We start from the raw sequence: 18,114 nt of genomic DNA, 5'->3' as shown, positions 1-18,114 counted from the left end.
TCTTCTCAAGAACTATCGGCTTTTAGCGCTGCCGCGGCGTCGGGGCCAGCCGCAACCGGCGGATGCCGGATGTGCCATGCGAGACTAGCTGCGAGGATCGCCGTGGCGACGAGGTTATTGCCCCAGGCCTGGAAGACATTGGGAAACCACGGCAGCGCCAGCAGCATGAGGATGCCGGCGGCGCCAAGGGCGAGCCAGGTTCCCAGGCGTACGTTCGCCCGCTCGTCGAAGGCGGCACGATGCATCAGCACCGTCATCGGGAAGAACAGCCACATGAAATAGTATTGTCGCGCCAGCGGCGATGCCACCGTCATCAGGCAGAACAGGATGCCGAGCTCCTCGGCGTCCGAGCGCGCCGTACGCCGCGCTCGCCCTGGCATGACCGCGACGAAGCCGAGTCCGAGCAACGCCGACAGCGCCAGCACGATCCAGTTCGCCGTCCTGTAATCGACGTCGATGACATTCATCGTGCGCGGCGGCTTGTTGGGATCCTCCTGATTGTAGTTGATTGGCCGGACCAGCCGGTGCGTGACAGCAATGAGTGACTGGTTCACCCACGACCAGTTCTGCTCGTCGCGTTGGCCAAATCCTTTTTCCGAGCTCGACCCGACCATGCCCTGATACCAGGTCTTGACCTCGGCGGCGTTGCGCTCGAAGCCGCGAATGGGAGCCGGCACGATGTAGAGAAGTATGCCGGTGAAGGCGACCGTAGCGACGGCGGCTCCCCACTTTCGCCGCCAGACCAGATAGGGCAGCACCGCAATGGGAAACACCTTGATCGCGGTGGCGAGCGCGAACATGAAGCCTGCGAGCCAGGAGCGCTGATGCTGCAAGCTCCAGAAGCCGTAGAGCATGATCGCCAGCAGGACGAGGTTCGGCTGTCCAAGATCGAACATGTCAAACACGAAGGTCACGGTCACGGCAGCTGGTAGTGCCTCCAGCAAGGGGCCAGGCGTGCGGCCCGAACCAGTCATGGCATTGGAGAGCATCCCGGTGTACCACCACGCCGCAATATTCAGGACCGACAGCACGCTGTAGAGCGCGATCTTGCCGAACCAGCTCGGGACTGCCAGCAGGATCGCCGGCAGCGGTGGGTAGATGAACTCGAAGTACTGGTGGATGTCGCCGGGATAGAGCGGCCCACCCTTCAAGACCTGCTGCCCGGCCCAGTACCACAGGCCGTAGTCCTTGGTTTTGCCGTGCCCGAAGATCTCGGGACCAAGGACATCGGCAGCCAGGATGAAGCAGCAGAGCAGGAAGAGCAGGTCGAGCGGCGCACGTAGCGACAGTCTTCGGAATGTGCCGGGTCGAACGAAAGATTCAGGTGAGGTCACGGTGTGGTCCAGTCAGGGGCCATAGCACCTAGCAGACCGACGGACGCTTGGAGAGTCCTGATCACCCGAATTTGTACCCACCGCGCACAAGCGGCGGGTTTGCGGAGGAATTGCCTCAAACGAGGCTTTCTGCCTACCTGCGCAGCAAGCCGCCGAGCGCGCCGCGGACCAGCGTGCGGCCGATCGAGCCACCAAGCTGGCCGGCGACCGACTTGCCGATATTGGCGGCCATCCCCCCGATCACCTGATTGGTGACCGATCGGGTCATGTCGCGCGCGATGACCTGGCCCGTCGACAGGCGGCCGCGCTTGACGTTGGTGCCAAAGATGGTGCCGACGATCGAGCCGATCTGGCCGAGGATGCCGCCGCCTCCGCCGCCCGCCGAAGCATCCACAGTCGCAGCCGTGCCGGCAATGCGCTTCTGGATCATCTCGTAGGCGGACTCTGCATCGACGGCGGTGTCGTATTTGCCCTTCACCGGGCTTGCATCCATGATCGCCTTGCGCTCTTCGGACGTGATCGGTCCGATCCGGGCCGATGGCGGCCGGATCATCACCCGCTCGACCATCGCCGGCGTGCCGTTGCCTTCGAGAAAGGACACCAGCGCCTCGCCCTTGCCGAGCTCCATGATCACCTTGGCGGTGTCGAGTTTCGGGTTGGGACGGAAGGTCTGGGCCGCGGCGGCAACCGCCTTCTGGTCGCGCGGGGTGAAGGCGCGGAGCGCGTGCTGCACCCGGTTGCCCAATTGTCCGAGCACGCGGTCGGGCACGTCGACCGGGTTTTGCGTCACGAAATAGACGCCGACGCCTTTGGAGCGGATCAGGCGCACCACCTGCTCGATCTTGTCCATCAACGCCTTGGGCGCGTCGTTGAACAACAGATGCGCCTCGTCAAAGAAGAAGACCAGCTTCGGCTTGGGCAGGTCACCGGCCTCGGGCAGTTCCTCGAACAGCTCCGACAGCATCCACAGCAGGAATGTCGCGTAAAGCCGTGGGCTCTGCAGCAGCTTGTCGGCGACGAGGATGTTGATCATGCCGCGGCCGTCGCGGTCGGTCTTCATGAAGTCTTTCAGCGTCAGCGCCGGCTCGCCGAAGAATTTGGTGGCGCCCTGGTTCTCCAGCACCAGAAGCTGGCGCTGGATGGTGCCGACCGTGGCCTTGGTGACGTTGCCAAAACCCTGCGCCGCCTTCTTGATCTCGGCAAGCGGACTCTCCTCGGCATCCGCCCCCTTCTTGCCGGCATCGGGCACGATGGCATCGAGCAGCGCGCGCAGATCCTTCATGTCGATCAGCGTCAGCCCGTTGTCGTCGGCGACACGGAAGGCGACGTTGAGCACGCCTTCCTGCACGTCGTTCAGGTCGAGCATACGTGCGAGCAGCAGCGGGCCCATTTCGGTGACGGTCGCCCGCACCGGGTGGCCCTGCTCGCCGAACACGTCCCAGAACACCGTCGAGAACTGGTCGGGCTCGAACGTCAGTCCCATCTCGGTGGCGCGCTTGACGATGAAATCTTTGGCTTCGCCGACCTCCGAGATGCCCGAGAGGTCGCCCTTGATATCGGCCGCGAAGACCGGAACACCGGCGCGCGCAAATCCTTCCGCCATCACTTGCAGCGAGACCGTCTTGCCGGTTCCGGTTGCACCCGTGACGAGGCCATGGCGATTGGCGAATGCCAACGTCAGCCATGCCTGCTCGTTTCCTTTACCGACGAAGATCTTCTCGTCGGTATCACCGAGCTTGCTGTCCTGTGCGGTCATTATTCCCTGATCTCTCTGCCCTGTTTCGCATATCGAAACTCGAATGCACCAGTTCCGTAGTTTAACGCATATCGCGCGCTGATTGAAACCATTCAACGCACTCCGGGCATGCGACATCGTCGGAAACATGCGGGTGACATCCGCCGAAAGTAGGAACGACGCATTCGCATCGCGGCATTTTTTTGCCGATTTCATCTCCGCTCTTGCATCGCTGCAACACTTCTCGCGCGTTCGAGACTGAATCGGAACGTTGATGGCGTTCATCGCTTGTATTTCACATCACACCGGCTCAAGATCATTTTCGAAAGCAATACTCCGGCATGTGAACCGGCTGAGGGGCGGCCATATGGACGAGCTAATCGGGCGGCTGGCGACAAACGCCAGCATAGATAGTGCTGTCGCTGAAAAGACCGTCGGCATTATCCTGGGCTTCCTCCGCAACGAGGGTCCTTCCGACAGCGTCCAGGTACTCATCGACCAGATTCCAGGTGCAGAAGCGGCAATCGAGGCATCCCGCAGCGGCGGAGGACTGTCGCGGCTGATGGGCGGCGGCCTGATGGCGGTCGGCACGCGCCTGATGGGCATGGGACTCGGCATGTCCGAGATTCAGAACGTCGCCCGTGAACTTTTTCGCTTCGGCCGAGACAAAATCGGAGCGGATCAGATGAGCAAGATCATCGCGGGGACCCCGGGCCTCAGCCAGTTCGCCTGACGCCTGCGCATTTCACATCGAGTATCATGACATATCCGATCTCCGAGATTGAGGGCCTGTCGGCCTTTGCCGCCAACAAGTTGAAGGCGCACGGTATCCGCACCACCGATGCGCTGCTCGAGGCGGCCTCGACCGTAAAGGGCCGCAAGGCGCTCTCCGCCAAGACCGGCATCAGCGAGCAGTTGCTGCTGGAATGGGCCAACGTCTCCGATTACATGCGCATTCCCGGCATGGGCAGGGCCAAGGTCGGCCTGGTCCGCGCCGCCGGCGTCACCACCGTGCGCGAGCTCGCCTACCGAAATCCGGCAAGGCTCGCCCAGAGCATGCGGGACGCCAACGAGAAGAAAAAGCTGCTCCGCATCCTGCCCTCGGAGAAGTCGGTCGGCGACATCATCGCCAAAGCGAAGAAGCTGCCGCCTAAGATTTCGTATTAGGGTTGCCCCTCTCCGCATACGGAGTGGGCGCTACTCTCTCGGCATCGTTTTGCCCGATGGGCAACAATGCATCCCCCAACTCCGCCGTCATACCCCGCGAAAGCGGGGTATCCAGTACGCCGCGGCTCCTCCGTATCGCGGTGCTGTCACTGGAATACTGGATTGCCCGCCTTCGCGGGCAATGACAGCGAGGGTGTGCGACGCCCTGCCCAACGCTGGCAACCCACGCCTTCCCGTCTTGACTCCCCCTCCCCGACCGCTAAAGCGGGCCGCATGAATGCCTCGCCCTCCCCATCCGTCCCGGCGGCCGGTTCAGTCGGGCCTGACGTGCTGCGGACGCTGCTGGAGCGGCCGATCCCGGCGGTGATGGGCGTGCTCAACGTCACCCCGGATTCATTCTCCGACGGCGGCGAATTCATCGCGCCCGAGCAGGCGCTCGCGCGGGCACGGGCGATGATCGAGGCCGGGGTCGACATCATCGATATCGGTGCCGAGTCCACCCGGCCCTACAAGGGCGCGCGGCCGGTCACGGCGGAAGACGAACTGGCGCGGCTGAGGCCGGTGCTATCGGACATCGTGGCGCTCGGCGTGCCGGTCTCGATCGACAGCATGAAGGCGGAGGTGGTGGCCTTCGCGCTCGCCCAGGGTGCGGCGATCGCCAACGACGTCTGGGGCCTGCAGCGCGATGCCGGCATGGCGCCGACGGTGGCCGCGAAGGGCGTCCCCGTCATCGTCATGCACAACCGCGACAACGTCGATCCCGCCATCGACATCATTGCGGACATGAAGGCGTTCTTTCAGCGTTCGCTGGATATCGCGGCACAAGCCGGCATCGCCCACGACAAGATCGTGCTCGATCCCGGCATCGGCTTCGGCAAGACGGCCGAACAGAGCATGACCGCGCTAGCGCGGCTGCGTGAATTCGACATGTTCGGCCTGCCGATCCTCGTTGGTGCCTCGCGAAAACGCTTCATCGCCTCGGTGTCGCCGTCGGAGCCGACAGAGCGGCTCGCCGGCTCGATCGCCGCGCATCTGATCGCCGCGCAGCGCGGCGCGAAAATCATCCGCACCCATGACGTCGCCGAGACCTTGCAGGCCCTGCGAGTGGCGCACGCAATCGAGAGCAAGCCATGACCGATACGATCTTCGTGAGCGGCCTGTCGATCCATGCCCGCCACGGCGTGATGGAGCACGAAACGGAAGTCGGCCAGCGCTTCGTCATCGACCTCGAGCTCTATACCGACCTGTCGGAGCCTTCCCGCAGCGACCGGCTCGCCGACACCGTGTCCTACGCCGACGTCGTGGCGACCACCACCGCGGCCTTCAAGAACACCAACTACAAGCTGCTGGAGCGCGCGGCCGGCGCGGTCGCCGACGCCATCCTGTCGCACTTTCCGCGCATCCGTGCGGTCAAGATCACCGTGCACAAGCCGCATGCGCCGATCGCCGCGATCTTCGACGACGTCGGCGTCATGCTGACGCGCTCGCAGCACCCCTGACATGGCAAGCGTCCTGATCGCGCTCGGCGGCAATGTCGGCGATGTCCGCGCGACCTTCCAGAAGGCGATCGCCCATATCTGCGGCATGGCGCAGGCGGCGTTGATCGCGCGCTCGTCGGACTATGCGACGCCGCCCTGGGGCGACGAGGACCAGGCTCCCTTCATCAACGCCTGCGTCGAGATCGAGACCGATCTCGATCCGCATGCGCTGCTGTTCGTGATGCAGAAGGTCGAGCAGAAATTCGGCCGCATGCGCGATAAGGAGCGGCGCTGGGGCCCGCGCACGCTCGATCTCGACATGATCGCGTATGACGACGTCTCGATGCAGAAACCCGATCTGACCCTGCCGCATCCGCGCCTGTTCGAGCGCGCCTTTGTGCTGGTGCCGCTGGCCGAGATCGCGCCCGACCGCGTGATCGCAGGCATTCGTGTCCATGACGGTCTCGCCAGCGTCTCGACACAAGGCATTGAGCGGCTTCCGGATACCGGTTAACCAAAAACAACCGTTTGCAGGGACGGCCGGCCGTGGCAATTTCGCCTGCGAACAACAAGATTTTCGGGAGCCCCTCGCCGCATGACCTCCGCGACTGACGACCTGCCGCTGGCGGCGGATTTTCCCAAGGCGACCGTCGAAGACTGGCGCAAGCTGGTCGATGGCGTGCTGAAGGGCGCGCCGTTCGAGAAGCTGGTCGGCAAGACCTATGACGGACTCAAGATCGAGCCGCTCTATCCGCGCGCCAAAGGTGTTGCGCCCGTGGTGGGGCGGCCGGCGGCGGCGCCCTGGCAGATCATGCAGCGGATCGACCATCCCGATGCAAGTGCGGCGAATGCGCAGGCACTGACCGATCTCGAAAATGGCGCGACAGGGCTTGCGCTGGTGTTCGCCGGCGGCAATGCCGCTCACGGTTTCGGGCTGGAACCGACCGCGGACGCAGTCGCAAAGATCTTGAAGAACATCCATCTCGATGCCGGCATCGGGCTGGAGCTTGAGATCGGTCCGCAATCGCGGATGGCGGCGATCCACGTCGCGGAATATGTGAAGAGCAACGGCATCGATCCCGCCGCCTGCGACATCCGCTTCGGCCTCGACCCGCTCGCGGCCGCCGCGGTGTGGGGCCACAGCCCCTATACCTGGGATGAGATCGTTCCGGCCGTCACCGGCGGCATCAAGGGCCTGGCCGCGCTCGGCTTCAAGGGTCCGTTCGCATCGGCCGACGGACGCGTGATCCACGATGCCGGTGGCTCGGAGGCGCAGGAGCTCGCCTTCGTGCTCGCCTGCGGCATCGCCTATTTGCGCGCGATCGAGAGCGCGGGCGTTCCGCTGGAGCAGGCGCAGGGCATGGTCTATGCGCGGCTTACGGCGGATGCAGATCAGTTCCTCACCATGGCAAAGTTCCGCGCCTTGCGGCTGCTGTGGGCGCGTATCGAGACGGCGTGCGGGCTCACGCCAAGACCGCTGTTCATCGCCGCCGATACCGCCTGGCGCATGCTGACGCAACGCGATCCCTATGTGAACATGCTGCGCGCGACCATGGCGACGTTTGCGGCCGGACTCGCCGGCGCGAACGCGATCACCGTGCTGCCGCATACGCTGGCGCTCGGCCTGCCCGATCCGTTCGCGCGGCGCGTGGCGCGCAATACGCAAGCCGTGCTGCTGGAAGAGAGCAATCTCGCCAAGGTCAGCGATCCCGCGGCAGGCGCAGGCGGCATCGAGACGCTGACCGCGCAGCTCTGCGACGCGGCCTGGGCGCTATTCCAGGAGAGCGAGAAAGCCGGCGGCGCCTTCGCTGCGCTTCAGCAGGGCCTGTTCCAGAGCAAGGTCGCGGCCGCGCGAAAAGCCCGCGACGCCAACATCGCAAAACGCCGCGACGTGCTGACCGGCGCCAGCGAGTTTCCGAACCTGCACGAGAACGAGACGACGGTGCTGAAGGCGACCCCGATCGCGCTGGCGCCTTATGGCGAGCAAAAATACAAGTTCGACGCGCTGCCGCCGATCCGGCTAGCGGAACCGTTCGAGGCGCTGCGGGACAAATCCGATGCGGCCTTGAAGGCGCGCGGCGCGCGGCCGAAAGTGTTCTTGGCCAATCTCGGCACGCCCGCCGATTTCACGGCGCGCGCGGCCTTTGCCAAGAGCTTGTTCGAGACCGGCGGCATCCAGACCGTCGACCGCGAAGGCTTCGCCGATCCGGCCCAGCTAGCGGCAGCCTTCAAGGCCTCCGGTGCCGGGCTCGCTTGCCTTTGTTCCAGCGACAAGGTGTATGCGGAACACGCAGAAGCCGCGGCGAAGGCCCTGCAAGCCGCCGGGGCCCGACTTATCTATCTGGCAGGCCGCCCGACCGATGCCGAGGCGGCGCTGCGTGCAGCCGGCGTCACCGGCTTCGTCTTTGCCGGTGGTGATGCGCTTGCGACGCTGCAAGACACGTATCGACGGATGGAGCAGCCATGACGGAAGCAGGCAAACCCGTTCTCACCGGCGGCTGCCAATGCGGGGCAGTGCGCTTCGGAGTCATGACGGCGCCGAACAGGGTTTCGATCTGCCACTGCCGGATGTGCCAGAAGGCCAGCGGCGCGCCGTTCGCCTCTTTTGCCGACGTCAACAAGACGGACTTTGCCTGGACCAAGGGGCAGCCCTCGTTCTTCCGCTCCTCCTCGATCGCCGAGCGCGGCTTTTGCGCCGCCTGCGGCACGCCGCTGAGCTTTGGCCGCATCGACGGCGACCGCATCGAGATCATGACCGGCGCGTTCGACCGCCCCGACCACGTGGTGCCGACGCGGCAGTTCGGCACCGAGTCCCGTCTCGGCTGGGTGGTCGGGATCGCCAATCTACCAAGCCAGACCACGCAGCAGAATTACGGACCGGAGAAGATGGCGACCATCGTCAGCCATCAGCATCCGGATCATGATTGAGCGCCTATGATATGGTTGAAAGCATGAGCCGCATCCCCAATTTCGCCGACGTCGCCTTCGAGCGCGCCGCCACCGGCGCCCCGACCGGCAGCGCCGAGCCGTGGCTGACGCCTGAGGGCATTCTGGTGAAGCCCGCCTATGGTGAAGCCGATCTCGCCGGACTCGATTTCCTCGAGACCTACCCGGGCATCGCGCCTTATCTGCGCGGCCCCTACCCCACCATGTATGTCAACCAGCCCTGGACTGTGCGGCAATATGCCGGCTTCTCCACGGCGGAGGATTCCAACGCGTTCTACCGCCGCAATCTCGCTGCCGGACAGAAGGGCCTCTCGGTCGCGTTCGATCTCGCCACCCATCGCGGCTATGACAGCGACCATCCGCGTGTCGGCGGCGACGTCGGCATGGCCGGCGTTGCCATCGATTCCATCTACGACATGCGCACGCTGTTTGCGGGCATTCCGCTCGACCAGATGAGCGTGTCCATGACCATGAACGGCGCGGTGCTGCCGATCCTCGCGCTCTACGTTGCGGCCGCCGAGGAACAGGGCGTCCCGCCCGAGAAGCTTTCAGGGACCATTCAGAACGACATTCTGAAAGAGTTCATGGTGCGCAATACCTACATCTATCCGCCCGCGCCTTCGATGCGGATCATCTCGGACATCTTCGCCTACACCTCGCAGAAGATGCCGAAATACAATTCGATCTCGATCTCCGGCTACCACATGCAGGAGGCCGGGGCGACGCAGGACCTCGAGCTCGCTTATACGCTGGCCGACGGCGTCGAATATCTTCGTGCCGGCCTTGCGGCGGGCCTCGACGTCGACCGCTTCGCGCCGCGCCTGTCGTTCTTCTGGGCGACCGGGATGAACTTCTTCATGGAAGTCGCCAAGATGCGCGCCGCGCGACTGCTCTGGGCGAAGCTCTTGAGGCCCTTCAACCCGAAGGACCCGCGCTCGCTGTCACTGCGCACGCATTGCCAGACCTCCGGCTGGTCGCTGACCGCGCAGGACGTCTTCAACAACGTGATGCGCACGACGGTGGAAGCGATGGCGGCGACGCAGGGCCACACCCAGTCGCTGCACACCAACGCGCTCGACGAAGCGCTGGCGCTGCCGACCGATTTCTCCGCGCGCATCGCCCGCAACACCCAGCTCTTCCTGCAGCAGGAGAGCGGCACCACCCGCATCATCGACCCCTGGGGCGGCTCGTATTATGTCGAGCGTCTCACGCGTGACCTCGCAGCCAAAGCCTGGAGCCACATCCAGGAGGTCGAGGAGCTCGGGGGCATGGCCAAGGCGATCGAGGCCGGCGTACCGAAGCTGCGCATCGAGGAAGCCTCGGCCAAGACCCAGGCCCGCATCGATGCCGGCAAGCAGGCGGTGATCGGGGTCAACAAATACAAGCCGACCGACGAAGCTCCGATCGATATTCTCAAGGTCGACAATACCAATGTCCGCCGACTCCAGATCGACAAGCTGACGCGGCTGAAATCCGAACGCAACCAGAAGGACGTCGAGGCCGCGCTCGCCGCGCTGACGCGCTCGGCCGGCGAAGGCAACGGCAATCTGTTGGCGCTCGCCATCGACGCTGCGCGCGCGAAGGCAACCGTCGGCGAGATTTCCGACGCGATGGAGAAGGTGTTCGGCCGGCACCGCGCCGAAATCAAATCCATCACCGGCGTCTACAAGCGGGAGGCGTCCAGCATGGGTAACCGGGTCGAGAAGGTTCAGGCGCTGATCGACGCCTTCGAGGAGGCGGAAGGCCGCCGCCCGCGCATCCTGGTCGCAAAAATAGGCCAGGACGGCCACGACCGCGGCCAGAAGGTGATCGCGTCGGCATTCGCCGATATCGGCTTCGACGTCGACATCGGGCCGCTGTTCGCGACTGCCGACGAAGCCGCGCGCCAAGCGGTCGAGAACGACGTCCACATCCTCGGCGTCTCCTCGCTCGCCGCTGCCCATCTCACAGCCGTACCGGAATTGAAGGCCGCGCTGAAGAAGCAGGGCCGCGACGACATCATGATCATCGTCGGCGGCGTGGTGCCGCCGCAGGATTACGACGCGCTCTACGCGGCCGGCGCCGAAGCCATCTTCCCGCCGGGCACGGTGATCGCGGACGCGGCCGAGGAGCTGATCCGCAAGCTGAACGCCCGGCTCGGGCATAGCGAGGCGGCGGAGTAGGTCGCCATCGATCTTCGAAAGGACAGTGCGTGATATTTTCCGCGCCAGCGTTGATGCGCGCGCTAACTTTGGTCGCAGCCTGCAGCGCGTTGTTGGCTACTGCCCATGCTGCCGACCCCAAGCCCGACGCGGTCATCAATACCAAGAGCATCGAAGCCCGCGTCTTCCTCGACGACAAGGTCAAGGTCGATGCGGCGCTGGCGGCCGACTGCCTGATTGAAGGCAAGAAGTGGATCGACAAGAACGCGGCAGAAGCCGCCGCCTCGCGCAAAGAGGATCCGCAGTTCTTCAAGGAAGGCGGCTGGGACTTCGAGCGCAAATATGCGATCCGCTCCGTCGTCGCCGACCGCTATGTCAGCATTCTCCGCAACGACTACATGGACACCCACGGCGCCCATCCCAACTCCGACGTGAACACGATCCTGTGGGACAAGGCCGAGAACAAGCGCATTTCCATCCGCCCGTTCTTCACCGAGACCGCCGACAACGGCGCGGCCATGAAGGCAATGGTGAAGGCGGTGATCGCATCGTTGAAGATCGAGAAGAAGAAGCGCGATACCAGCGAGACCGCGACCGACGAATGGTTCAAGAGCGTGGAGCCGAGCCTGCTCAAGATCGGCGCGGTGACGCTCGCGCCTTCAACCGACGCGGGCAAGAGTTCCGGCCTCACTTTCCACTACCCGCCCTACGCAGTCGGCCCCTACGCCGAGGGCGAATATGTCGCATTCGTGCCGTGGGAAACGCTGAAGCCTTATCTCAGCGGGGAAGGCACCCGCATCTTCGGTGGCGCACGGCCAAAGGGCGACGCGGACGAGCCGCAGTGATCCCGTCGTGAGCAACGCCGCGTAGCTCTCTAAGCGCTGGTCGCGTTGCCTTGCAGCCGCGCTGCAAAGCCGACTAGAATGTCGCCATTGACAAGAGCGCCTGACGTCATGGGCGCCGCTGGGAGGCATTGATGTCCAAGATTACGCGCCGCACCTTTGCGGCCTCTTCCGCTGCGGTTGCGGCATCCGCCGCATTCGGCCTCACACCCGCACTTGCACAAGCCTATCCGGCGCGGCCCGTCACCGTGATCGTGCCCTGGGGCGCGGGCGGCGGCACCGACGCGACTGCGCGCATTGTCGCAGCGCTGCTGGAGAAGGATCTCGGCCAGCCCTTCAACGTGGTCAATCGCACCGGCGGCTCCGGCGTCGTCGGCCATACCGCGATCGCGACCGCGCAGCCCGACGGCTACACCATCGGCATGCTCACCGTCGAAATCTCGATGATGCACTGGCAAGGGCTGACCGAGCTGGCGCCGAAGAGCTACACCCCGCTCGCGCTGATGAACGAAGATCCCCCGGGCATCCAGGTCTCCTCCTCCTCGCCTTACAAGACGGTGAAGGAACTCGCGGAAGCCATCAAGGCGGCCCCTCCCGGCAAGTTCAAGGCCTCCGGCACCGGCCAGGGCGGCATCTGGCATCTTGCGCTGGTCGGCTGGATGCAGGCGATGGGCCTGCCCGCCAACCAGGTCGCCTGGGTTCCGTCGAACGGCGCCGCACCCGCGATGCAGGACCTCGCCGCCGGCGGCCTCGACCTCACCACCTGCTCGGTGCCGGAAGCCCGCGCCATCATCGAGGCCGGTAAGGCCAGGAGCCTTGCCATCATGGCGCCGGCGCGCAATCCGATCTTCAAGGACGTGCCGACGCTGAAGGAGGCGATGGGCATCGACTACGCGACCGGCGCCTGGCGCGGCATCGGCGCGCCGAAGGACCTGCCGCCGGAGATCGCAACGAAGCTCACCGCGGCGCTGCAGAAGGTTTATGACTCCGCCGAGTTCAAGGACTTCATGGGCAATCGGGGCTTCGGCACCGTGTGGGGCGATGCCGGCCAGTTCGCAAGCTTCATGGACAAGGGCGACGCCCAGATGGGCGAAGCGATGAAGGCGGCGGGTCTGAGCAAGGCGTGATTTGTCACCTCTCCCCGCTTGCGGGGGAGAGGTCGATTTGAGCGCAGCGCAAATTCGGGTGAGGACGCGGCTCCGCGAGTCCGGCTTTCACCTCCATCGTGGACGCAGCCCCTCACCCCACCCCTCTCCCCGTAAGAACGGGGCGAGGGAGAAGAAATCTCATAGGATTCTCCCATGCGCCTTCCCGACTCCGTCACGGGATCGTTTCTCGTCGTGCTCGGCACAGCAGCCGCCTATGGCGGCTGGCTGCTGCCGCCGGTGCCCGGGCAGCCGGTCGGCCCCAACGTATTTCCGCTCGTGATCGGCATCGGGCTTGCGCTGTGCGGGCTCGCGATCGTGTTCGGGATCGGCCACACCTTCGAGGAGGCGGAAGAGCTGATCCCGCTCGAGGATGGCCAGGCAGCGGCTGCGCCGCCGCCGGGAAAGTTGTACGGCCTGCGCGCGCTGCTGCCGCCGGCGCTGCTGCTGTTCTACGTGGTGGCGGCCGACCGGCTCGGCTTCATCATAACCGCGGCGATCATGGTCTACGTCACCTCGACCGCGTTGGGGGCGAAGTGGAAGCTGGCGCTGCCGCTCGCAGCGCTGTCGCCGTTCGCTATCCACCTGATCTTCGGCAAGCTGCTGCGCGTGCCGCTTCCCGCCGGCTTGTTGCCGACGCCTTGGTGATCCCATGCTGAAAACCCTGATTGAAGCGTTCGCACTGATCTCCACCTGGGAGGTCATCATCGCGATGTTCGCAGCCTCGGTGTACGGGCTCGTGATCGGCTCGCTGCCGGGCTTGTCGGCGACGATGGCAACCGCCTTGCTCGTCCCCGTCACCTTCTATCTCTCGCCGATCGCGGCGATCGCGACCATCGTCGCCGCGTCCTCGATGGCGATCTTCTCCGGCGACATCCCCGGGGCGCTGCTGCGCATCCCCGGCACGCCAGCGTCCGCCGCCTATGCCGACGAGGCTTACGCCATGACCCGCAAGGGACAGGCCGAGCTGGCGCTCGGGGCCGGCGTGTGGTTCTCGGCCGTCGGCGGCATCGCCGGCGTGCTGTCGCTGATGATCCTGGCGCCGCCGCTGGCCGAGATCGCGCTGTCTTTCTCGACCTTCGAGTATTTCTGGCTGGCGCTGCTCGGCCTGATGTGCGCGACGCTGGTGGCGCGCTCCTCGCCGGTGAAGGCGATCGCCGGCATGTTCCTCGGCTTGCTGGTCTCCTGCATCGGCATCGAAAATCCGGGCGGTGTGCCGCGCTTCACCTTCGGCCTCACCGATCTGTTCGGCGGCATCGAGCCGATCCCCGCGCTAGTCGGCGTGTTCGCGGTGGCCCAGGTGATGCGCGCGATGCTGACGCCCGAACCTCCACCGCTGCCGCGGCGCAAATTCGGAAGCATCATGGCCGGCCAGTGGAAGCTGACCAAGAAATACCATTGGCAGATGACGCGCGGAAACATCGTCGGGATCATCATCGGCGTGCTGCCCGGGGCCGGCGCCGACATGGCCGCCTGGGTGTCCTATGCGATGTCGAAGCGCTTCTCCAAGGAACCGGAGAAATTCGGCACCGGCCATGTCGAAGGCCTGGTCGAGGCCGGCGCCAGCAACAATGCCAGCATCGCCTCGGGCTGGGTGCCGTCGCTGCTGTTCGGCATCCCCGGCGACACCATCGCCGCGATCGCGATCGGCGTGCTCTACATGAAGGGGCTCAATCCGGGGCCGACGCTGTTCACCGAGAAAGCGTCGAGCATGTACGCGATCTATCTGATGTTCATCATCGCGAACATCCTGATGATCCCGCTCGGCATCGCCATGATCCGGGTTGCCGCCTACATCCTGCTGGCACCGCGCTCCGCCATCATGCCGATCATCATGCTGTGCTGCGCGGTCGGCTCGTTCGCGATCGGCAACAACATGTTCGGCATCGTCACCGTCGCCGCCTTCGGCGTGATCGGCTATGTCATGGAAGCAAACGGCTATCCCGTCGCCGCGATGGTGCTCGGCATCGTCATGGGCACTATGGTCGAGCAGGCTTTTGTGACCTCGCTGATCAAGTCCGACGGCAGCATCCTGCCGTTTTTCGAGCGCCCCGTCGCCGCGATCCTCGCCGCCATGGCGATCGGGGCGCTGCTGTGGCCGGTGCTGGTCTGGGCGTGGCGCAAGGTGAAACCGGTGCGGACCGGGGTGGCGGCGACATCCCGGTGATATCGGGCGGGCGGCCCTCGCCTGCCCTGCGCGGGCGTTGTAAAGCAGGGCATGGTTGAGAAAAAGCCTTCACTGGACATCAAATCCCTCGCCCATGACCTCCGCGCCGGCAGCCGCGCGGCGCTGGCGCGGGCCATCACGCTGGTCGAGAGCCGGCGCAGCGACCATCAGGCGCTGGCGCGCGAGCTGGTGCAGATGCTCTTGCCCGATACTGGGAGGGCAGTCCGCGTCGGCATCACCGGCTCGCCCGGCGTCGGCAAGTCCACCACCATCGACGCGCTCGGCACCCATCTGATCGAGCACGGCCACAAGGTCGCGGTGCTCGCGGTCGATCCGTCTTCGGCGCGGAGCGGCGGCTCGATCCTCGGCGACAAGACGAGGATGGCCCGCCTCTCAGCCTCCGACGACGCCTTCATCCGCCCCTCGCCGTCCTCGGGCACGCTCGGCGGCGTCGCGGCCAAGACGCGCGAGGCCATGCTGCTGTGCGAGGCGGCCGGCTTCGACGTCGTGCTGGTCGAGACCGTCGGCATCGGCCAGTCCGAGACCGCGGTCTGCGACATGACCGATTTCTTCCTGGCCTTGATGCTGCCGGGCGGCGGCGACGAATTGCAGGGCATCAAGAAGGGATTGGTCGAGCTCGCCGACATGATCGCGATCAACAAGGCCGACGGCGACAATCTCAAGCGCGCCAACATCACTGCCGCCGATTATCGCGGCGCGCTGCATATCCTGACGCCGCGCTCCGAGCACTGGCATCCGCCGGTCGAGACCTATTCGGCGCTGACCGGTGACGGTATCGCAAAGATCTGGCAGAAAGTCCTCGATCACCGCAAGACGATGATTGCATCCGGCGACTTCGCCGCACGGCGGCGCGAGCAGCAGGTGAAATGGATGTGGTCGATGCTGGAGCAGCGCATGCTGGCGCGGTTGCGCAGCGAGGCATCGGTGCGGACCAAGGTCCGGAAGATCGAGACTGAGGTCGCCGACGGCCATCTCACGCCGGCGCTCGCCGCCGAAAAGATCCTGGAGTTGCTGCAATGAGCGACAAGCTCCGCATTCTCCTCACCGGCTTCGGCCCGTTTCCCGGCGCGCCCTACAATCCGACCCAGCCGCTGGTCGCCCGGCTGGCGCAATTGCGCCGTCCCGCACTCGACGATGCCGCGATCTCCAGCCACATCTTCCCGGTCACCTATGCCGCGGTGGACCGGCAATTGCCGGAGGTGCTTACGAAAGAGAAGCCGGATGCACTGCTGATGTTCGGCCTTGCCGCACGCACGCCCTATCTGCGCATCGAGAGCCGCGCGCGCAACGCCGTCACCATGCTGTGGCCCGATGCCGCCAACACCCGATCGAGCAAGCGCGGCATCGCCGGCAATGCGGACGCGATGATTTTCGGACCGCACACCGCAAGGCTGCTGCGCGCCGCCCGCCTCACCGGCATCGACGCGCGCCCCTCGCGCGACGCCGGCGCCTATCTCTGCAATTACCTGAGCTGGCGCGCGATCGAAAACGTCAGGGCCGGCGGGCCAAAGCTCGCCGCGTTCATCCATATTCCCCTGCTCGCGCGCAGTGGCGCCGTCCGCCGCAAGGGCGCGCCGCGGATCACGCTCGAGGAACTGGTGGACGCCGGGGAAGCGATGCTGATGGAGATGGTGCAGTTGGCACGGAAGGGGCGCAACACGACTGCGTAAACATTTAACCCTACCGCGAACAATCCTCACGCGACTAGCCGCCCTGCGCTACCTAACCGCTGCGGACCCCCGCGTCCGCCGGAGGACGCATCCATGGACCTCAATCGCCGCCATCTCATCGGAGCTTCAACCGCAGGCATCGCCGGCGCGCTCGCGATACCAGCCGACGCCGCGCGTGCGGCGCCGCTGACGTCGCTGCTCGGCCGCGACGCCACGCAATATGGCGTGCGGCCCGGCAGCAGCGAGGATCAGACCCGAGTGCTCCAGCGTGCGATCGACGAGGCCGCGCGGGCGCAGATGCCGCTGGCGCTGCCACCCGGCATCTACCGCAGTGGGCTGCTACGCTTGCCAAATGGCGCGCAACTGATCGGCGTGCGCGGCGCGACCAAATTCGTCTTCACCGGCGGGACCTCGGCGATCCAGAGCGACGGCTCCGATGCAATCGGCCTTTCCGGCATCACCTTTGATGGCGGCGGCATTCCGCTGCCGACGCGGCGCGGGCTGATCCACGTACTCGGCGGGCGCGACGTCCGCATCACCGGTTGCGAAATCACGGGCTCCGGCGGCAGCGGCATCTGGCTCGAGCAGGTCTCCGGCGACATCTCGGGCAACATCTTTACCCACATCGCGGTGACGGCGGTGGTGTCGTTCGACGCCAGGGGTCTCAGCGTCTCCCACAACACCATCACCGGTACCAACGACAACGGCATCGAGATCCTGCGCACCGCCATCGGCGATGACGGCACGCTGGTCACTGATAACCGCATCGAGGACATCAAGGCCGGTCCCGGCGGCTCCGGCCAGTACGGCAACGCCATCAACGCGTTCCGCGCCGGCAACGTCATCGTGCGCGGCAATCGCATCAAGAACTGCGATTACTCCGCCGTGCGCGGCAACTCGGCCTCGAACATCCACATCACCGGCAACAGCGTCAGCGACGTGCGCGAGGTCGCGCTCTATTCCGAGTTCGCGTTCGAGGCGGCAGTGATCGCCAACAATATTGTGGACGGCGCCGCCGTCGGCGTCTCCGTCTGCAATTTCAACGAAGGCGGCCGCATCGCCGTGGTCCAGGGCAACATCATCCGCAATTTGATCCCGAAGCGGCCGATCGGCACCGCGCCGGATGACGATGCCGGCATCGGCATCTACATCGAGGCGGATTCATCGGTCACCGGCAACGTGATCGAGAATGCGCCGTCCTACGGCATCGTCGCCGGCTGGGGCAAATATCTCCGCGACGTCGCGATCACGGGCAACGTGATCCGCAAGGCACTGGCCGGCGTCGGCGTGTCCGTCGTGCCCGGCGCCGGCACCGCGCTCGTCAACAACAACATGATCTCGGAAACCCCGCGCGGCGCCGTGGTCGGGCTCGATCATGCGCGCGCGGTGACGTCTGACCTGTCAGCCGACGACGCGCAGCGGTTTGCGCAATTGGTGGTCGGCGGGAATGCAGCGCGGCGATAGCTGC

At 65.3% G+C, this 18,114-nt stretch carries 17 protein-coding genes; 15 read left to right on the top strand and 2 right to left on the bottom strand.

All coding sequences use genetic code 11. The features are described from left to right. Positions 1-5: 5 nt before the first annotated feature. Both ABIB91_RS28845 and ABIB91_RS28840 read right to left on the bottom strand, forming a co-directional pair. Positions 6-1,334 (bottom strand): glycosyltransferase family 87 protein, encoded by a 1,329-nt coding sequence (locus tag ABIB91_RS28845; RefSeq protein WP_354169464.1) that lies wholly within the window; start codon positions 1,332-1,334, stop codon positions 6-8. Positions 1,335-1,467: 133 nt separating this feature from the next. Beyond that, a complete protein-coding gene (locus ABIB91_RS28840) occupies positions 1,468-3,090 on the bottom strand; it encodes a helicase HerA-like domain-containing protein (RefSeq protein ID WP_354169466.1) in 1,623 nt (540 codons plus the stop codon). Between the two features lie 346 nt (positions 3,091-3,436). Between ABIB91_RS28840 and ABIB91_RS28835 the strand changes: the two genes are divergently transcribed. The 15 genes from ABIB91_RS28835 to ABIB91_RS28765 all read left to right on the top strand — a co-directional run bounded on the left by ABIB91_RS28835 (position 3,437) and on the right by ABIB91_RS28765 (position 18,110). Further along, entirely contained in the window at positions 3,437-3,802 is a 366-nt protein-coding gene (locus ABIB91_RS28835; RefSeq protein ID WP_354169468.1) for a DUF2267 domain-containing protein, read from the top strand. Positions 3,803-3,828: 26 nt separating this feature from the next. After that, positions 3,829-4,236 carry a DUF4332 domain-containing protein gene (locus tag ABIB91_RS28830; protein WP_007593543.1) on the top strand — a complete coding sequence of 136 codons (408 nt, stop codon included), beginning with the start codon at positions 3,829-3,831 and terminating at the stop codon, positions 4,234-4,236. A 273-nt stretch (positions 4,237-4,509) separates the two neighbouring features. Next, the gene (gene folP, locus ABIB91_RS28825; RefSeq protein WP_354169470.1) at positions 4,510-5,370 is read left to right on the top strand and encodes a dihydropteroate synthase; all 861 of its coding nucleotides are present in this window, start codon (positions 4,510-4,512) and stop codon (positions 5,368-5,370) included. Then, the gene (gene folB, locus ABIB91_RS28820; RefSeq protein ID WP_354169472.1) at positions 5,367-5,735 is read left to right on the top strand and encodes a dihydroneopterin aldolase; all 369 of its coding nucleotides are present in this window, start codon (positions 5,367-5,369) and stop codon (positions 5,733-5,735) included. Before folP ends, folB begins: the two co-directional genes overlap by 4 nt. Before the next feature lies 1 nt (position 5,736). Then, entirely contained in the window at positions 5,737-6,228 is a 492-nt protein-coding gene (gene folK / locus ABIB91_RS28815) for a 2-amino-4-hydroxy-6-hydroxymethyldihydropteridine diphosphokinase (protein WP_007593548.1), read from the top strand. Positions 6,229-6,309: 81 nt separating this feature from the next. Next, positions 6,310-8,181 (top strand): methylmalonyl-CoA mutase family protein, encoded by a 1,872-nt coding sequence (locus tag ABIB91_RS28810; protein ID WP_354169474.1) that lies wholly within the window; start codon positions 6,310-6,312, stop codon positions 8,179-8,181. Beyond that, positions 8,178-8,642 (top strand): GFA family protein, encoded by a 465-nt coding sequence (locus ABIB91_RS28805; protein WP_007593552.1) that lies wholly within the window; start codon positions 8,178-8,180, stop codon positions 8,640-8,642. Before ABIB91_RS28810 ends, ABIB91_RS28805 begins: the two co-directional genes overlap by 4 nt. A 23-nt stretch (positions 8,643-8,665) precedes the next feature. Next, positions 8,666-10,822, top strand: a complete 2,157-nt coding sequence (scpA, locus tag ABIB91_RS28800) for a methylmalonyl-CoA mutase (protein WP_354169476.1) — start codon at positions 8,666-8,668, stop codon at positions 10,820-10,822. A 53-nt stretch (positions 10,823-10,875) separates the two neighbouring features. Then, positions 10,876-11,646 carry an RsiV family protein gene (locus tag ABIB91_RS28795; RefSeq protein WP_354169585.1) on the top strand — a complete coding sequence of 257 codons (771 nt, stop codon included), beginning with the start codon at positions 10,876-10,878 and terminating at the stop codon, positions 11,644-11,646. 131 nt (positions 11,647-11,777) lie between these two features. Further along, positions 11,778-12,770, top strand: a complete 993-nt coding sequence (locus ABIB91_RS28790) for a tripartite tricarboxylate transporter substrate binding protein (protein ID WP_354169478.1) — start codon at positions 11,778-11,780, stop codon at positions 12,768-12,770. Between the two features lie 174 nt (positions 12,771-12,944). After that, positions 12,945-13,436, top strand: a complete 492-nt coding sequence (locus tag ABIB91_RS28785; protein ID WP_354169480.1) for a tripartite tricarboxylate transporter TctB family protein — start codon at positions 12,945-12,947, stop codon at positions 13,434-13,436. 4 nt (positions 13,437-13,440) lie between these two features. Beyond that, positions 13,441-14,955, top strand: a complete 1,515-nt coding sequence (locus ABIB91_RS28780) for a tripartite tricarboxylate transporter permease (protein ID WP_354169482.1) — start codon at positions 13,441-13,443, stop codon at positions 14,953-14,955. Positions 14,956-15,006: 51 nt separating this feature from the next. Beyond that, a complete protein-coding gene (gene meaB, locus ABIB91_RS28775) occupies positions 15,007-15,996 on the top strand; it encodes a methylmalonyl Co-A mutase-associated GTPase MeaB (protein WP_354169484.1) in 990 nt (329 codons plus the stop codon). Beyond that, a complete protein-coding gene (locus ABIB91_RS28770) occupies positions 15,993-16,646 on the top strand; it encodes a pyroglutamyl-peptidase I (RefSeq protein WP_354169486.1) in 654 nt (217 codons plus the stop codon). Before meaB ends, ABIB91_RS28770 begins: the two co-directional genes overlap by 4 nt. A 93-nt stretch (positions 16,647-16,739) precedes the next feature. Continuing rightward, positions 16,740-18,110 carry a TIGR03808 family TAT-translocated repetitive protein gene (locus tag ABIB91_RS28765; protein ID WP_354169488.1) on the top strand — a complete coding sequence of 457 codons (1,371 nt, stop codon included), beginning with the start codon at positions 16,740-16,742 and terminating at the stop codon, positions 18,108-18,110. Positions 18,111-18,114: the final 4 nt, after the last annotated feature.

It is taken from the genome of Bradyrhizobium sp. JR4.3 (genome assembly GCF_040547695.1).
In the GTDB taxonomy this organism is placed as follows: domain Bacteria; phylum Pseudomonadota; class Alphaproteobacteria; order Rhizobiales; family Xanthobacteraceae; genus Bradyrhizobium; species Bradyrhizobium canariense.
The sequence above is the reverse complement of the archived record's forward strand: the minus strand, read 5'-3'. Positions and strand labels throughout refer to the sequence as shown.

Coding starts and splice junctions, on each gene's coding strand:
- folB (WP_354169472.1), top strand. CDS start 5,367: ATGACCGATACGATCTTCGTGAGCGGCCTGTCGATCCATGCCCGCCAC.
- ABIB91_RS28795 (WP_354169585.1), top strand. CDS start 10,876: ATGCGCGCGCTAACTTTGGTCGCAGCCTGCAGCGCGTTGTTGGCTACT.
- ABIB91_RS28785 (WP_354169480.1), top strand. CDS start 12,945: ATGCGCCTTCCCGACTCCGTCACGGGATCGTTTCTCGTCGTGCTCGGC.
- ABIB91_RS28805 (WP_007593552.1), top strand. CDS start 8,178: ATGACGGAAGCAGGCAAACCCGTTCTCACCGGCGGCTGCCAATGCGGG.
- ABIB91_RS28780 (WP_354169482.1), top strand. CDS start 13,441: ATGCTGAAAACCCTGATTGAAGCGTTCGCACTGATCTCCACCTGGGAG.
- ABIB91_RS28810 (WP_354169474.1), top strand. CDS start 6,310: ATGACCTCCGCGACTGACGACCTGCCGCTGGCGGCGGATTTTCCCAAG.
- folK (WP_007593548.1), top strand. CDS start 5,737: ATGGCAAGCGTCCTGATCGCGCTCGGCGGCAATGTCGGCGATGTCCGC.
- ABIB91_RS28790 (WP_354169478.1), top strand. CDS start 11,778: ATGTCCAAGATTACGCGCCGCACCTTTGCGGCCTCTTCCGCTGCGGTT.
- ABIB91_RS28830 (WP_007593543.1), top strand. CDS start 3,829: ATGACATATCCGATCTCCGAGATTGAGGGCCTGTCGGCCTTTGCCGCC.
- folP (WP_354169470.1), top strand. CDS start 4,510: ATGAATGCCTCGCCCTCCCCATCCGTCCCGGCGGCCGGTTCAGTCGGG.
- ABIB91_RS28770 (WP_354169486.1), top strand. CDS start 15,993: ATGAGCGACAAGCTCCGCATTCTCCTCACCGGCTTCGGCCCGTTTCCC.
- ABIB91_RS28840 (WP_354169466.1), bottom strand. CDS start 3,090: ATGACCGCACAGGACAGCAAGCTCGGTGATACCGACGAGAAGATCTTC.
- meaB (WP_354169484.1), top strand. CDS start 15,007: ATGGTTGAGAAAAAGCCTTCACTGGACATCAAATCCCTCGCCCATGAC.
- scpA (WP_354169476.1), top strand. CDS start 8,666: ATGAGCCGCATCCCCAATTTCGCCGACGTCGCCTTCGAGCGCGCCGCC.
- ABIB91_RS28835 (WP_354169468.1), top strand. CDS start 3,437: ATGGACGAGCTAATCGGGCGGCTGGCGACAAACGCCAGCATAGATAGT.
- ABIB91_RS28765 (WP_354169488.1), top strand. CDS start 16,740: ATGGACCTCAATCGCCGCCATCTCATCGGAGCTTCAACCGCAGGCATC.